The sequence below is a fragment of the Tropicimonas aquimaris genome, assembly GCF_042676185.1.
GTDB lineage: Bacteria > Pseudomonadota > Alphaproteobacteria > Rhodobacterales > Rhodobacteraceae > Tropicimonas > Tropicimonas aquimaris.
The window spans coordinates 232,988-248,022 of record NZ_JBHTJT010000007.1; the positions used below are offsets into that span (position 1 = coordinate 232,988).

The window sequence follows — 15,035 nt, forward strand, 5'->3', positions numbered from 1 at the left end:
GCCTCTCAGAGGCGAAAAACGGCCGCGTTCGGGCGCTTCCGGAGCCTGAAAACCGGATCGTCGGCGGGTGCTGGAAGGGGCCGGGAAGTCGGGTTCTGCGGCCCTTGGCGCAACCGCGAAAACGGCGGGAAATCGTTGTGGCATTGGGGGCTGCGGAGTTGCTGCAGGTGCGAAGGAGGTGGCTTGAGTCCGGTCCGCTTCCGTCACGCCCCTGCCGTCAGAAGGCCGAGTTTTGCCGGACCGCAGGCGGCCGGCCTGGCGATAACGGACCTGGGGTCGGCCATGCACAATCGTCAGGGGTGGGGGGATTTGCCGGGTGACAACAGTGCCTATGTGGGTATGACCACGTTCGGGGCTTCGTCCCCGGCAAGGACCATTACCGCATTTCGGCAATACGGCCGAGTCCGTAGGCGATGCCGCAATGTCCCTACTCTGAAATGAGGAACTGACCATGACAGTGAAAGTAGCCATCAACGGTTTCGGACGGATCGGCCGCAACGTGCTTCGCGCGATCGTCGAGAACGGCCGTGACGATATTGAAGTTGTGGCGATCAACGATCTGGGACCGGTCGAGACCAACGCACACCTCATCCGCTTCGACTCCGTGCACGGCCGCTTCCCCGGCACCGTGACCACGACCGAGGACACCATCGACGTCGGCCGCGGCCCGATCAAGGTCACCGCCATCCGCGATCCGAAGGAACTGCCCTGGGACGGCGTCGACATCGCGATGGAATGCACCGGCATCTTCACCGCCCGCGACAAGGCCGCCCTGCACCTTGAGAACGGCTCCAAGCGCGTTCTGATCTCCGCCCCCGGCGCCGGCGCCGACAAGACGGTCGTGTTCGGCGTCAACGATGACGTGCTGACCTCCGAGGACCTCGTCGTCTCCAACGCCTCCTGCACCACCAACTGCCTCTCCCCGTTTGCCAAGGCGATCAACGACGCCATCGGCATCGAGAAGGGCATGATGACGACGATCCACTCCTACACCGGCGACCAGCCGACGCTGGACACGCTGCACAAGGACCTCTACCGCGGCCGCGCCGCGGCGATGTCGATGATCCCGACCTCGACCGGCGCCGCCAAGGCCGTGGGCCTCGTGCTGCCCGACCTCGCCGGCAAGCTGGACGGTTTCGCCATCCGCGTCCCGACCCCGAACGTATCGGTCGTCGACCTGAAGTTCATCGCCAAGCGCGAGACCTCCGTGGAAGAGATCAACGCCGCCGTGAAGGCCGCGGCCGATGGCCCGATGAAGGGCGTTCTGGGCTACACCACGCTGCCGAACGTCTCCGTCGACTTCAACCACGACCCGCATTCGTCGATCTTCCACATGGATCAGACCAAGGTCATGGACGGCACGCTCTGCTCTGTCCTGTCCTGGTATGACAACGAATGGGGCTTCTCCAACCGCATGGCCGACACCGCCGTCGCGATGGGGAAACTGATCTGAGGATCTGACCGGAGGGCGCCTCCCGCTCCCTGACCTGGTCGCGGCGTTTCACGACCTGCGCGGCTTGGAACGGGAGGAGGCGCCACCCTTGCTGAACGACATGCGGCGCTCCCGGTTTTCCCGGGGGCGCCGTTCCTGTTCCGGTGTGGGCGTCGTGGGCGACACGGTTTCGGGCCGGCTGGCCGGCGGGCGATCTGACGTCGCGATTTTCGCCAATGCGGGGCTTCCGTTCCCGAAGCGCAGGGCCTATCGAGTTTTCCGACCATGCCGGCAGGGGGCCTCGGCCCTTTTGCAGGGGAGGCGAGGCCGGCAGCGCTCCCTTTGGGGGCCGTTCGAGACAACAGGGAGACCAGCAATGACCTTCGACCGTTCCATCAAGATCGCGCCGTCGATCCTGTCGGCCGATTTCGCGAATTTCGGGCAGGAGATCCGGGCCATCGAGGCGCAGGGCTGCGACTGGGTCCATGTGGACGTGATGGACGGCCATTTCGTGCCGAACCTGACCTTTGGCCCGCCGCTGGTGAAGGCGATCCGCCCGCATGTGAAAACGGTGATGGACGTGCACCTGATGATCGCGCCGGTCGATCCCTATATCGACGCCTTCGCCGAGGCCGGCAGCGACGTGATCACCGCCCATCTCGAGGCGGGACCGCATATCCATCGCACGCTGCAGGCGATCCGGGCTGCGGGCTGCAGGGCCGGGCTGGCGCTGAACCCGGGGACCGGCATCGAGGACGTGGAATACCTGCTGGACATGGTCGACCTAGTCTGCGTGATGACGGTGAACCCAGGGTTTGGCGGTCAGAAGTTCATCCATTCCCAGGTGGAGAAGGTGCGCCGCCTGCGGGAGATGATCGGCGACCGTCCGATCCATATCGAGATCGACGGCGGCATCACGCCCGAGACCGCGCCGCTGATGGCGGAGGCCGGGGCGGACGTTCTGGTGGCCGGGTCGGCGGTGTTCGAGGGCGGGTCCGTCGAGAATCCGGCGCCCTACGGCGAGAACATCAGGGCGATCCGGGCAGCCGCCGAGGCGGCGCAGCCCGGCGCCTGACCCGGGGCGCGGTCAAGGTCGGGGAGGGCGAATCGTGCTATCCTTCGAGCGGACCGCCGCGAACGGCGGCGATCCCTCGATGTGCGAACGTGAGGGAGGCAAACATGAGACCTGTGGTTCTTCTTGTCGGGCGTCTGCCGGACGTGGTGAACACCGTCGCGCGGGAGCTGGAGGACCTGCCGATCCAGTGGCTTGGCGCTCACAGCCGCGAGGAGGTGATCGCGCAGCTGGAGGCGGAGCCGAACATTCGGAGCGTGGTTGTCGGCGCGGGGTTGGACGATGCGGTGCGGGGCGACCTCGTCGGGGTTATCGCCTCCCGGCGGCCCGATCTGTGCATCCATTTCAAGGACAGGTTGTCTGGGCCAGCCGGCATGGCGCCCTTCGCGCGCCGGGTGGTCGAGACGGAAATGCTGCATTGGAAGGTGATCGACACGGCGTGATTTCCCGTCGGGAGGCGCGAGCGCGTGTCGGTTTCGCGGGTTCCGGATATTGTCATTCATAAAATTGAATGCGAGCATGGTTTCCTCGGAGACAGGGGAGGAGATCTGATGGAACTGACTCGACGCGGGATGCTGCGGGGCGCCCTGGCGGGCGCAACCGTTGGAACACTTGGTTTGCAGACAGGATGGGCGCGGGCGGCACTCGAGCTCAGCGGCGCAACGGTGGAGGTGCTGAGCGATGGCCACCTCATGCTGCCGGCCGACTTTATCTTCGGCCCGATGCCCGGGGACGAGTTGGCCGGCGTGCTGCAGCCCTTCGGGATGGAGCCGGGTGCGGCGCTGATGCCGGAGTGCAACGTGACGCTGCTACGCAAGGACGACATGGTGGTGCTGTTCGATGCCGGCGCCGGAGCGACCTTCCAGGACAGCGCGGGCCGGCTGGGCGAGGCGCTCGACGCGGCAGGGGTGGCACCGGAGGAGATCACCCATGTCGTCTTTACCCACGGCCATCCAGATCACCTCTGGGGGGTGCTGGACGATTTCGACGAGCCATTCTTCTCCGAGGCGCAGCACCTGATCGGCAAGGCCGAATGGGACTACTGGATCGATCCGAAGACGGTGGAGAGCATCGACCAGGGCCGCACCGCATTTGCCGTGGGCGCGCAGCGGCGGCTGGCGCTGATGGAGGATGCGATGACCTTCTTCGGGGATGGCGAGGAAATCCTGCCCGGTGTGGCCGCGCACATGACCCCCGGCCACACGCCGGGCCACATGTCCTTCGAGATCCGCGCCGGCAACGAGAGCGTCATGGTGATTGGCGATGCGATCGGCAATCACCATGTGGCCTTTGCCCGGCCTGACTGGTTGTCGGGCTCCGATCAGGATCAGCCCACGGCTGCGGCAACGCGCAGCGCACTGATGGATCGGTTGGCATCGGAACAGATGCGCTTCGTCGGCTTTCACCTGCCGGGTGGTCTCGGGCGTGCGGAGCGCGACGGATCGTCATATCGTTTTGTTGCCGAGGAGGCATAAGTCCACAGCTAACGACGCGGGCGGGGTGGCATGCCCTGCACCGCGGCATTGACAGGAGGTGCAGAAAATGCCCGCCGTTCCCCCGGTATGCGATTTCGGCTGGAAGGCCCCGGACTTCACCCTGCCTGGCACCGACGGGCGCGACCACGCCCTGTCGGAGATCGCGGGTCCGAAGGGCACGCTTATCATGTTCATCTGCAACCATTGCCCCTACGTGCTTGCCGCGATCGACCGGATCGTGCGGGACGGTCGAGAACTGCAGGGTCTCGGCATCGGTGTTGCTGCGATCTGTTCCAATGACGCAATCAGCTATCCGGCCGACAGCTTCGAGCAGATGAAGATCAAGGCGCAGGAATGGAGCCTTCCGTTTCCCTACCTGCATGACGAGAGCCAGCATGTGGCGCGGGCCTATGATGCGGCCTGCACGCCCGATTTCTTCGGCCTGAATTCAGATCGGGAACTCCAGTACCGCGGGCGGCTCGATGCCGCGCGCAACAAGGCCGCCCCGACGGATCTGCGGCGCGACCTCTTCGAGGCGATGAAACAGATTGCAGAAACCGGACGCGGCCCGCAGGAGCAGGTGGCCTCCATGGGCTGTTCGATCAAATGGAAAGCGGCATGAACATCGTATTCGACCTCGACGGAACCCTGATCGACAGCGCGCCGGACATCCAGGCCGTGTCGGAGATCATTCTCGGGCAGTTGGGCAAGGAGGCGCTGACCATCGAGGAGACCCGCAGCTTCGTCGGCGAGGGCGCGAAGGTTCTGGTGAGTCGGATGATGGCGGCGCGGGGGATCGAAGAAACGCCGGAAAGCCACGCGCGGATCTACGGCGATTTCGTCGCGCAGTACGAATACGCGGTGGAGAAGGCCGTGTTCTACCCCGGCGTCGTCGATGCGCTTGCGGTGTTGAAGGCGGCGGGGCATCGGATGGGGCTCTGCACCAACAAGCCGGAACTGCCGGCACGGGCGGTCATCCGGCACATGGGGCTGGAGCCGACCTTCGATGCCGTGGTCGCCGCCGGGATGATCGACAGCCGCAAGCCCGAGCCGGACATGCTGTTGAAGGCGGTCGAGGACATGGGCGGCGGCGCGACGCTCTACGTGGGCGACAGCGAGATCGACGCCGAAACCGCCCGCCGCGCCGACATCCCCTTCGCGCTCTACACCGAGGGGTATCGCAAGTCCCCGATTGCAGCGATGCCGCATGATTGGAGCTTTGACCATTTCGACCGGCTGCAGGGGATCGTGATCGAGGCCGTGGCGCGACAGACCGCAGCCGAATGAAGGCGCTGATCTTCGACGTCGACGGGACCCTCGCCGAAACCGAGGATCTGCACCGGCACGCCTTCAACGTCGCCTTTGTCGAGGCGGGCCTCGACTGGCACTGGGACGATGCGCTCAACCGGGAGTTGCTGGCCGTTTCGGGCGGCATCGAGCGGATGCGGTCTTTTCAGGAGCGGTTGCCGATTGGGCAGCGGCTGGGCGCGGCAGCGCTGGGACGGGTCTACGAAGGCAAGCGTGGGCATTATGCCCGAATGCTGGCAGGTGGGGCGCTTGGGCTGCGGCCCGGCGTGGCCGACCTGATCGGGGCGGCGCGCGACGCGGGGATCGGTCGGGCGGTGGTCACGGCTGCGAGCGCGGAGAGCTTCGAGGCGCTGGCGCAGGGGTGCCTGCCCGGCCCGGCATCGGGGCTGTTCGATCATGTGATTACCGGCAACGACGTATCGGCCAAGAAGCCGGACCCGGAGGGCTATCTCCTGGCGCTGGCCGGGCTGGGGATCGCGGCGGAAGAGGCACTGGTCTTCGAGGACAGCCCGGTCGGGTATGTCGCGGCCGTTGAGGCGGGAATCCCTGTCGTCGTCACGCCTTCGGCGCATTCACCACAAGGCATGGCCTTTCCGGCGGCGGTCGCTGTCCTGCCATCGCTCGAACGGGACCACTGGCCGAGCTTCGGATTTCCTCCGACCGATTGACCGGCACCGTGGAGCTCCCGCCGGTCGTCGACGCATCAAAGATGCGCTCCTCCCGTTGGGCGCGGCCGCGCGCAAGCGCGCGGCGCCTCCGGTGGGGATACATGAGGACGGGTGAAGCCGACGCGTCAGAAATAGACCGCCTGGAAGGTCGCGAGGATCTCGCCTTCGGGTCCGAGAAGCTCCATCTGCTCGCCGCTCACGCGGTGCTCCGACGCGGCCTCGAGCATTTCGCCGAGCGAGCGTTCCAGCGCGTCGAGGGGCGGCGGGCATGCCATCATCGTCGCAGCCCCGGGCAGGAAGCGGACGGATGGACCGTCCAGCTCGTAGCCGCCGCGGATCATGTTGCAGCCGACGGTCGCGTTGTAGCTGCCGTCCGAGCGCAGGATGACATGGGGCTCGCGCGCGTTGTCCTGCACTTCTACCGGGGTACCGCCGAGGGTCAGGATCTTCCAGTAGGTGTTGATGAAATCGACGTCGGGCATCGGCGGCGGGGTGTCGTTTACCATCTTGAGGATCATCTCCAACTCGGTGCCGCCGCCCCGGGTCAGCACGGGATAGGCCGTGTCTGTGATCATGAGAAGCCTGTCCCCCTCGAGGACGCGGGCCATTAGGGTGTAGCTCCGCGCGGGATCGATGCGGGCGGGGTCGTAGGCAAAGGCGAAGCGATAGGGCGGGGCGCCCGGCTCGGGAATCCGGTAGGTCGCCAGGACCTGGGCCGGCGCATCGGCGCGGGAGACGTCCTGAAACGAGATCTCGACTTCGGCCGCGGGCGGCAACATCATGCGCTGCAGGTAGGTGACCGTCCCGGTCAGGGTTTCGGCTACGGCTGGTACAGGCGCTCCGAGCAAGACCAGGAGGGCAAGAAAAATCGGACGCATTGAAATCTCCCTCGAGTACGGACCGGCTGCAAGGCCTAGGTGGCCCGGCATAGGCTGGACGCGGGAAAGATTAGCAGCGCCTTTCGGTCGTGGCGACTGTAAAGCAAGATGAGGTGCCTGCCCTCAGACGCTTTCGATCTGCAGCAAGGAGTGCAGACCGGCATTGCCCTTGACCAGATCGGCCAGCGTTACGTCGTCGAGCGCGTGGTAGAAGGCCTCGAGCGCCACTGAAAGGTGGCCACGCAGCCGACAGCTTGCGGTCAGCGGGCAATGGTTGTCCGAGCCCGCGAAACATTCGGCGAAGGGAACGTTCGCCTCGAACACGCGAAAGACCTGGCCCACGCTGAGCGATTCCGGCGCCACCTTGAGACGAACGCCGCCGTTGCGGCCGCGCGCCGTTTCGATGAACCCGGTCTGGCCCAGCATGTTGATCACCACGCCGAGGTGGTTTTCCGATGAGTTGCAGGCTTCGGCGATCTCGGATTTCCGCACCGTCCTGTCCGTGTTGATCGCACAGAACATGAGTGCGCGCATCGCCAGGTTGGTGCGAACGGTCAAACGCATGTCGAGCACATCCTTTCCAATGCAGGGCCGCTCGGGCATCAGGGCCGGCCCTGTCTTTATACAGGTCACGTACCTTACACCGATACCTGTATAAATGCATCGAGAATGAATCTATGGGAAGTCCATTGAGCGGAAAAGACGCGAGTCCGGCCGGCTTGAGGCTATTGGACGCGGTGACGCCGGTGAAGGCGCGGCTGGACCGGGCTGGCTGGGTTTCGGTCGTCGCGGCCTTGCTGTGGTTGCCGCAGGCCAGCGCGGTTGCGTGGCTGTTGTCCGAACTGGTGCACGGTCGGGCGACGATCAGCGCCAGCTTGACGGGGGCGGTAGGGTTTGCCGCTCTGGGCACGCTGCGCGCGTGGCTGCAGGCGCTGTCGGACAGGCTCTCGGTCGAGGCGGCGGACGAGGTGCTCGCGGTCGAACGATCTGCCCTGGTCCGAAGGGAAGGGCGGCGTTCACCCATGGCCGGCGGCCCCGGGTCCGCGGCGGTCGCGGCGCTGGCCTCCGAGAAGCTGGCGGCGCTTTCGCCTTATCTCACGCGGTACCGGCCGGCCTGGCTGCGCGCGGCGGTGGTGCCGCTGGTGATCCTCGCGGTCTCGGCCTGGTACTCCTGGGCGGTCGCTTTGGTTCTGCTGGTCGCGGGGCCGTTGATCCCCGTCTTCATGGCTCTGGTGGGGATGGCGGCCCGCGATGCCAGCGCGCGCCAGATGGAGGAGATCGGGAGCCTCAACACCCTGTTGCTGGAACGGTTGCAGGCGCTGGTTGACATTCGACTGCTCGACGGGCGGACGCAGGTTCTGGAAGGGTTTGCGGAGCGCGCGGAGGCGTTGCGCGCGCGCACGATGGAGGTGCTTCGAATCGCCTTCCTTTCCTTGGCCGTGCTGGAGCTGTTCTCGGCGCTCGGGGTCGCGATGGTCGCGGTCTACGTCGGGTTCTCGCTGCTCGGTACGATTTCTTTCGGCGCGTGGACCGGACCATTGACGTTGGGACAGGGGATATTCTTGTTGTTGTTGGCGCCAGAGTTCTTCCAGCCCTTGAGGGATGTGGCGGCGGCCTGGCACGACAAGGCAGCGGCGACGGCGGTTGCCGCGGAACTTGTGGAGGTCGAGGCCGAGATTTCTGTCGCGCTGGTCGGCGCGGGTGTGACTGCCGTGTCCTTGCCGGGGGCGCCGTCCCTGCAGACGGTTGGCGTGGAGGTGCTTGCGGCGCCCGGGCGTAGGTTGACGTTCCCGGATTTCACGGTGCCGGCCGGAGGGACCTGTGCGCTGGTCGGGGCTAGCGGGCGGGGGAAATCCACCCTGCTGGCCGCGCTCGCGGGGTTGGTGCCGGTTGCCGGGGGCGAAATCCGGGTTGCCGGGCATGTGCTGGGGGACCAGACCGCCGATGCCTGGCGGATGCGTATTGGTTGGGTGCCGCAGGCGCCGCATTTCTTCACGGCCTCGCTCGGGGCCAACCTGCGTCTCGGCGCACCCGGAGCGAGCGCGGAGGAGGTTCTCGAGGCGCTGGCCGTTGCGCGGGCGGAAGACATTTTGCAGCGGATGCCGCGCGGCTTGCTGACCCGGTTGGGCGAGACCGGCGCCGGGGTTTCGGGCGGCGAGGCGCGGCGCCTGATGCTGGCCCGCGCAGCACTTGGCGCGGCCGATGTGATCCTGGCGGACGAGCCCACGTCGAACCTCGATGCCGAGACGGCCGAGGCCGTGACCGACAGCCTGCTGGCGCTCGCCGGCGGCGGCGCGACGCTGGTGGTGGCAACCCACGACCCGGCTCTCGCCGCGCGTATGGATCAACAGATCAGGCTGGAGGCGACGGCATGACCCGGCACCTGCTCTCGGTCTTCGCGGTGATCCTTCGGTCGGAAAGCTGGGCCCTGGCCCGTGGAATTGCACTGTCGGTCATTGTGCTGGCGATGGGGGTGACGCTGCTCGGACTGTCCGGCTGGTTCATCGTCGCGGCAGGGGCGGCGGGATTGGCCGGCACCGGCGCAGTTTTCGACGTGTTTCGCCCCAGTGCCGCCGTCCGGTTCCTGGCGCTCGGCCGAACCGCGGCGCGTTATGGCGAGAGGTTGCTCACCCACGATGCCACGCTCCGGGCGCTGGCGCTGCTGCGAGTGCGTCTGCTGGCACGGATCTCCGCCACGCCGTTCGAGGCTATGAGCCGGTATCGCGGCGCGCAGGTGCTTGGCCGGCTGACCGCCGATGTCGACGCGCTGGACGGGGTCGCGCTGCGGCTGGTGATCCCGCTGCTCGCCGGTAGCGTGACGCTGGCCGGGGCCTGGGCCGTGCTGGCCTGGCTTGTCGATCCGAGGGTCGCGTCCTGGTCTGTGCTCGGTCTGGCGGCCGGATCGGCGCTGGCCTTGGGCTGGGCCGTGCGGGCGAGTGCCCGGCCCTCGCGGTTGGCGGCGGCGGCGGATCAGGCGTTCCGCGTGCGGGTGATCGACCACCTGCGCGGGCGGGCGATGCTGGCCTTTGCCGGGCAGCTCGACAGCTCGCTTGCCTCCGTTCTGGATGCTGATGCGAGAGCCCGACGTGCGGGGCTTCAGGTCGCGCTGGTGGAGCGGCGGGCCGGGGTGCTTGTCTCGGTGGCGGTGACAATTGCGGCGGCTGGCGCACTCCTGCTCGGGTCGGAACTTGCCCGCAGCGAGGTGATTACGGCACCCAGCGTGGCGCTCGGGGTGCTGGGGGTACTGGCGCTGGCCGAGACCGTCGCGCCGTTGCGGCGGGGCGCGGCGGAGATCGGGGCGATGCGGGATGCCGCCCGGCGGGTGAACCGGATACTGCAGACCACGCCCGACCCGCGTCCGGTGCCCGCCGGACCCCAACCAGACATTGCGCCGGGGTTGCAACTCGACACCGTGACGCTCGCTTCGCCGGGGTCCCGGCAGCCACTGATTGCCGGAGTGAACCTCTCCGTGGCTCCGGGAGAGACGGTGGCGCTGACCGGGCCGAGCGGGATCGGGAAGTCCACGCTTCTGAACGCGGTTGCCGGCCTCAGTGCCGTGCAGGGCGGGCGTATCCTGATCGGTGGAAGGCCGGTCGGCGACTGGCCGGAGCCGGACCTGCGGACCGTGTTGGGCTATCTCCCACAGCGATCCGCCCTGATCAGCGGCACGATCGCGGAGAACCTGACGCTTGGCGCGCCCGATGCCGGGGACGCGGCGTTGCACGCGGTGCTCTCCGATGTGGCGCTCGACGGCGTGGCGCGCCGGGTGGGCGGACTCGGCGCGCGGCTCGGGGAGGGCGGCAAGGGCCTCTCGGGAGGCGAGGCGCGCCGGCTGCAACTGGCCCGCGTCCTGCTCCGGCGGCCCCGGATCCTGCTGCTCGACGAACCGACAGAGGGGCTGGACCGGGAGACCGCAATCCGGGTTCTGCAAGGCGTGCGACGCGCCTGTCCGGACGCCGCGATCCTCCTTTCAGCCCATCGCGAAGTTGAACGCGACTGGGCCAATCGCGCCTTGCCTCTCATACGTCCGTGAAGGAAGTCGTATCTTATTGATCTGTATCAAGGTGCATTCAGCAAACTGAATGCAAAAGCCGGTTTATAAAGCTATCTGAAAGATACGCATTTAAACACTGACGGAGGCCCTTCATGGAACTCGACGTAGTGGAGTTGTCGCGCCTGCAATTCGCGATGACGGCCATGTATCACTTCCTCTTCGTGCCGCTCACGCTCGGTCTGTCGATCATCGTGGCGATCATGGAGACAGTCTATGTGATGACCAACCGTCCGATCTGGCGCCAGATGACGAAATTCTGGGGCACGCTCTTCGGCATTAACTTCGTGCTGGGCGTGGCCACCGGCATCACGATGGAGTTCCAGTTCGGCATGAACTGGGCCTATTACAGCCACTACGTGGGAGACATCTTCGGCGCGCCGTTGGCGATCGAGGGGCTGATGGCCTTCTTCATGGAGGCGACCTTCGTCGGGTTGTTCTTCTTCGGATGGGACAAGCTCAGCAAGCGTGCGCACCTGGTCGTCGCCTGGTTGGTCGCCATCGGCTCCAACTTCTCGGCCCTCTGGATCCTGATCGCCAACGGCTGGATGCAGAACCCGGTGGGCGCGGAGTTCAACCCGGTCTCCATGCGCATGGAGATGACGAGCTTTTTCGAGGTCGTGTTCAACGAGGTCGCGCAGGCCAAGTTCGTGCACACGGTCTCGGCCGGATACGTCACGGCCTCGGTCTTCGTGCTGGGGGTTTCCTCCTGGTACCTGCTGAAGGGGCGGCACATCGACCTGGCCCGCAGGTCGATCGCGGTGGCGGCCTCCTTCGGGCTGGCCTCGGCGCTCTCGGTCGTGGTGCTCGGCGACGAGTCCGGCTACGAGGCGACGCTGAACCAGAAGATGAAGCTCGCCGCGATCGAGGGCATGTGGCACACCGAGCCCGCGCCGGCCTCCTTCACACTGGTCGGTTTCCCGGACAGCGAGGCGCGCGAGACGCATTACGCGATTCACATTCCCTGGATGATGGGTCTGATCGGCACCCGGTCCCTGACCGAGGAGATCCCTGGCATAACCGAACTTGTCGAGGCGGCCGAGGAGCGGATCCGGTCCGGTATCCTGGCCTATGACGCCCTGGTGCAGATCCGCGAACTGAAGGAGTCGGCGCCGGCAAACCTCACCGCGCAATTCGAGGAGCACAGCGACGATCTGGGTTATGCCTTTCTGCTCAAGCGCTACGTCGATGATCCCCGCGAGGCCACCGAAGAACAGATCGCAATGGCCGCGAACGACACGGTGCCGACCGTCTGGCCGCTGTTCTGGGCGTTCCGGATCATGGTCGGGCTCGGCTTCGCCTTCATCGGTCTCATGGTCTATTTCTTCTACCGCGCCAACTGGAAGGGCATGACGTTCCCACGGCCCGCGCTGCATCTCGCCGTCTGGATGATCCCGACGCCCTGGATCGCCGCGGAACTCGGGTGGTTCGTGGCCGAATACGGGCGTCAGCCCTGGACGGTGGACGGGGTCTTGCCGACGGCGATGTCGGTCAGTCACCTGACCATTGCCGACCTGCTCATTACGCTGGCGGGCTTCATCACCTTCTACACGATCCTCTTCGTGGTCGAGATCGGCCTGATGCTGAAATACATCCGCAAGGGCCCCTACATGGACGTGGCCGAAACCGATGCCTGGATGGAAAAACACGAGCATCGCCTGCGGACCCATGACGGCCGCGTTCCCGGCATCACCACCCCGGCGGAGTGAACGACAATGATCCTCTACGAACTTATCGACTTCGAGATCCTGCGGGTGATCTGGTGGCTCCTGCTGGGCGTGCTGCTGATAGGCTTCGCCCTGACCGACGGGTTCGACATGGGCGTGGGCGCGCTGCTGCCCTTCGTCGCCCGGACGGACCTCGAGCGCCGGCAGGCGATCAACACCGTCGGCCCGGTCTGGGAGGGCAACCAGGTGTGGTTCATCCTCGGCGGCGGCGCGATTTTTGCCGCCTGGCCACCGCTCTACGCGGTGAGCTTCTCCGGCTTCTACCTCGCCATGTTCACGGTGCTCGCGGCGCTGATCCTGCGCCCCGTGGGCTTCAAGTACCGCTCCAAGCGCGAGAGCACCGCGTGGCGGTCGGCCTGGGACTGGGCGCTGTTTGTCGGCGGCGCGGTGCCGGCGCTGATCTTTGGCGTGGCGGTGGGCAACATCCTCGTGGGCGTGCCGTTCCACCTGACGCCGGAGCTGATCCCGATGTATGACGGCCCGTTCTACGCCAAGTTCTTCGGCCTGCTGAACCCGTTCTCGCTGCTGGCCGGTCTGATCTCCCTCGCGATGCTGCTCCAACACGGCGCGGCCTGGCTGGCGCTCAAGACAGACGGCATGGTCGAGACCCGCGCCCGGCGCCTCGGCCCGTTCTTCGGCTATCTCGCGGCGGTCGGGTTCGCACTGGCCGGTGTGTGGCTGGCCGTCGGGATCGACGGCTTCGCCTTTGCCGGCGAGGTCGTGACGGACGGCCCGTCCAACCCGCTGCTCTCCGAGGTCATCCGCGGCGGCAGCTGGCTCGACGCCTACGGCGACCGCCCCTGGATCGCTACTGCCCCGCTGATGGGCTTTGTCGGCATCCTGATGGCCGCCCGCTCCTTCGGTGGCCACGGCGACCTCTCCCCGCTGCTGTGGTCCAAGCTCGGCATCTTCGGGGTGATCTCGACGGTCGGGCTGACGATGTTCCCCTTCATCCTGCCCTCCAGCGTCGATCCCAATGCCTCGCTGACCGTCTGGGACAGCTCTTCCTCGCACATGACGCTCTTTGTCATGCTGGTCTGCACGGCGATCTTCATGCCGCTGATTCTTGCCTACACGGCCTGGGTCTACAGCGTGCTCTGGGGCAAGGTCACCGTGGAGGACATCGAGGACAATTCGGAAACCGTTTACTAAGGAGCACGAGACATGTGGTATTTTGCCTGGCTTCTCGGATTGCCGCTGGCCGCCCTGCTGGCCGTCCTCAACGCGATGTGGGTCGAGATGCAGGAGGACCGGGCGCTCGCCGAGGAGGATTGACGCGCGCCGGGCTGCGCGACGTCGCTTGACGTTGGCGCGCCGATGCTGATCGGATTGGCGGGAGGAAATGGCCCGCCGATCCTCGACGGTCCCAGAATGCCGGAAAGCGAGAGCCATGAGCGAGACAGCAACCGCCATCGAACCCAGACTGGCGCATTTCCCGGTGACCTTCTTCGCTGCTGTGATGGGGCTGGCGGGGCTGACGCTCGCCACTGATGTCGTCGAGCAGGCCTGGGGTCTGCCGGCGCTCCTCTCCTGGCTCTTCCTGGCGGCCACGATCCTGGCCTTCGGAGCGATTTCGTCGGTGATGATCGCGAAGTATCGGCGCTACAAGGCGCATTTCATTGCCGAGTGGATGCATCCGGTGAAGAAGGCCTTCTTCCCGGCGATCTCGATCTCGCTGCTGCTTATTGCGACGGCCCTGGCGCCGGCCGCGCCCGGGCTGGCGCGGCTCGTCTGGGGGAGCGGAGCGGCGCTTCAGGCGGTGCTGATGCTGGCGGTGGTCTCGGGCTGGATCGGGCACCGACCGTTCCAGCCGATGCACATCTCGCCCGCATGGTTCATCCCCGCCGTCGGCAACGTCGTGGCGCCGGTGGCCGGGGTCGGGCTCGGGTTCGTGGAGCTGTCATGGCTGTTCTTCTCCGCCGGCATCCTGTTCTGGGTGGTGCTGCTGACGCTGGTGATGAACCGGCTGATCTTTCACGATCCGCTGCCGGGCAAGCTGCTGCCGACGCTCACCATCCTGATCGCGCCGCCGGCGGTCTCCTTCCTTGCCTGGATCCAGCTCAACGGCGGGCAGGTGGACGCGCTGGCGCGGATCCTGGTCAACCTCGGCTACGTCTTTGCCGCCATCGTGGTCGTGCAATCCTGGAAATTCCGGGTGATCCCCTTCGCGATGAGCTGGTGGGCGCTGAGCTTTCCCACCGCCGCCCTGACGATCGCCACCTTCCGCTATGCGGCCCTGACCGGCTCCGGGTTCCACGCGATCCTGGGAGGGCTGCTCTACCTCGTGCTGCTGATGATCATGGCCGCGCTGATCGCTCGGACGCTGCTGGCGATCCGGCGCAACGAGATCTGCGTACCGGAATAGGTGTCGCCTCCCGGTCTCAGGCTTCCTAGACTCCGCGAGGCGGGGGCAGGGGGGTGGCG

15 protein-coding genes are annotated in these 15,035 nt (G+C 66.4%); 13 read left to right on the plus strand and 2 right to left on the minus strand.

The genetic code is table 11. The features are described from left to right. The first annotated feature begins 451 nt into the window (after positions 1-451). From gap to ACFQ2S_RS04930, 7 genes are all read left to right on the plus strand, one after another. Positions 452-1,453, plus strand: a complete 1,002-nt coding sequence (gene gap / locus ACFQ2S_RS04900; RefSeq protein ID WP_386073186.1) for a type I glyceraldehyde-3-phosphate dehydrogenase — start codon at positions 452-454, stop codon at positions 1,451-1,453. A 355-nt stretch (positions 1,454-1,808) separates the two neighbouring features. Continuing rightward, positions 1,809-2,507, plus strand: a complete 699-nt coding sequence (rpe, locus tag ACFQ2S_RS04905) for a ribulose-phosphate 3-epimerase (protein ID WP_386073188.1) — start codon at positions 1,809-1,811, stop codon at positions 2,505-2,507. A 104-nt stretch (positions 2,508-2,611) separates the two neighbouring features. Further along, the gene (locus ACFQ2S_RS04910; RefSeq protein WP_386073190.1) at positions 2,612-2,947 is read left to right on the plus strand and encodes a hypothetical protein; all 336 of its coding nucleotides are present in this window, start codon (positions 2,612-2,614) and stop codon (positions 2,945-2,947) included. Between the two features lie 108 nt (positions 2,948-3,055). Beyond that, entirely contained in the window at positions 3,056-3,979 is a 924-nt protein-coding gene (locus ACFQ2S_RS04915; protein WP_386073192.1) for an MBL fold metallo-hydrolase, read from the plus strand. Positions 3,980-4,046: 67 nt separating this feature from the next. Continuing rightward, positions 4,047-4,601: a thioredoxin family protein gene (locus tag ACFQ2S_RS04920; RefSeq protein ID WP_386073194.1), complete on the plus strand. Its 555-nt coding sequence runs from the start codon at positions 4,047-4,049 to the stop codon at positions 4,599-4,601. After that, entirely contained in the window at positions 4,598-5,266 is a 669-nt protein-coding gene (gph, locus tag ACFQ2S_RS04925; protein ID WP_386073196.1) for a phosphoglycolate phosphatase, read from the plus strand. The genes ACFQ2S_RS04920 and gph overlap by 4 nt, the downstream gene beginning before the upstream one ends. Further along, positions 5,263-5,955 carry an HAD-IA family hydrolase gene (locus tag ACFQ2S_RS04930; protein WP_386073198.1) on the plus strand — a complete coding sequence of 231 codons (693 nt, stop codon included), beginning with the start codon at positions 5,263-5,265 and terminating at the stop codon, positions 5,953-5,955. Before gph ends, ACFQ2S_RS04930 begins: the two co-directional genes overlap by 4 nt. A gap of 125 nt (positions 5,956-6,080) precedes the next feature. Here ACFQ2S_RS04930 and ACFQ2S_RS04935 read toward each other — a convergent pair whose 3' ends face one another. Together ACFQ2S_RS04935 and ACFQ2S_RS04940 are read right to left on the minus strand one after the other, a co-directional pair. Continuing rightward, positions 6,081-6,833 (minus strand): YbaY family lipoprotein, encoded by a 753-nt coding sequence (locus tag ACFQ2S_RS04935; RefSeq protein WP_386073200.1) that lies wholly within the window; start codon positions 6,831-6,833, stop codon positions 6,081-6,083. A 123-nt stretch (positions 6,834-6,956) separates the two neighbouring features. Next, the gene (locus ACFQ2S_RS04940) at positions 6,957-7,397 is read right to left on the minus strand and encodes an Rrf2 family transcriptional regulator (RefSeq protein WP_386073202.1); all 441 of its coding nucleotides are present in this window, start codon (positions 7,395-7,397) and stop codon (positions 6,957-6,959) included. A gap of 125 nt (positions 7,398-7,522) precedes the next feature. Between ACFQ2S_RS04940 and cydD the strand changes: the two genes are divergently transcribed. The 6 genes from cydD to ACFQ2S_RS04970 all read left to right on the plus strand — a co-directional run bounded on the left by cydD (position 7,523) and on the right by ACFQ2S_RS04970 (position 14,976). Further along, positions 7,523-9,208 (plus strand): thiol reductant ABC exporter subunit CydD, encoded by a 1,686-nt coding sequence (gene cydD, locus ACFQ2S_RS04945; RefSeq protein WP_386073204.1) that lies wholly within the window; start codon positions 7,523-7,525, stop codon positions 9,206-9,208. Beyond that, positions 9,205-10,866, plus strand: a complete 1,662-nt coding sequence (locus ACFQ2S_RS04950; protein WP_386073206.1) for an amino acid ABC transporter ATP-binding/permease protein — start codon at positions 9,205-9,207, stop codon at positions 10,864-10,866. Before cydD ends, ACFQ2S_RS04950 begins: the two co-directional genes overlap by 4 nt. 113 nt (positions 10,867-10,979) lie before the next feature. Beyond that, positions 10,980-12,593 carry a cytochrome ubiquinol oxidase subunit I gene (locus ACFQ2S_RS04955; protein WP_386073208.1) on the plus strand — a complete coding sequence of 538 codons (1,614 nt, stop codon included), beginning with the start codon at positions 10,980-10,982 and terminating at the stop codon, positions 12,591-12,593. 6 nt (positions 12,594-12,599) lie between these two features. After that, the gene (gene cydB, locus ACFQ2S_RS04960; RefSeq protein WP_386073210.1) at positions 12,600-13,763 is read left to right on the plus strand and encodes a cytochrome d ubiquinol oxidase subunit II; all 1,164 of its coding nucleotides are present in this window, start codon (positions 12,600-12,602) and stop codon (positions 13,761-13,763) included. Between the two features lie 12 nt (positions 13,764-13,775). Then, positions 13,776-13,886, plus strand: coding sequence for a cytochrome bd-I oxidase subunit CydX (cydX, locus tag ACFQ2S_RS04965; protein ID WP_089230933.1), 111 nt, complete (start codon positions 13,776-13,778; stop codon positions 13,884-13,886). Between the two features lie 115 nt (positions 13,887-14,001). Then, on the plus strand, positions 14,002-14,976 hold the full coding sequence (locus tag ACFQ2S_RS04970; RefSeq protein WP_386073213.1) for an SLAC1 anion channel family protein: 975 nt from the start codon (positions 14,002-14,004) through the stop codon (positions 14,974-14,976). Positions 14,977-15,035: the final 59 nt, after the last annotated feature.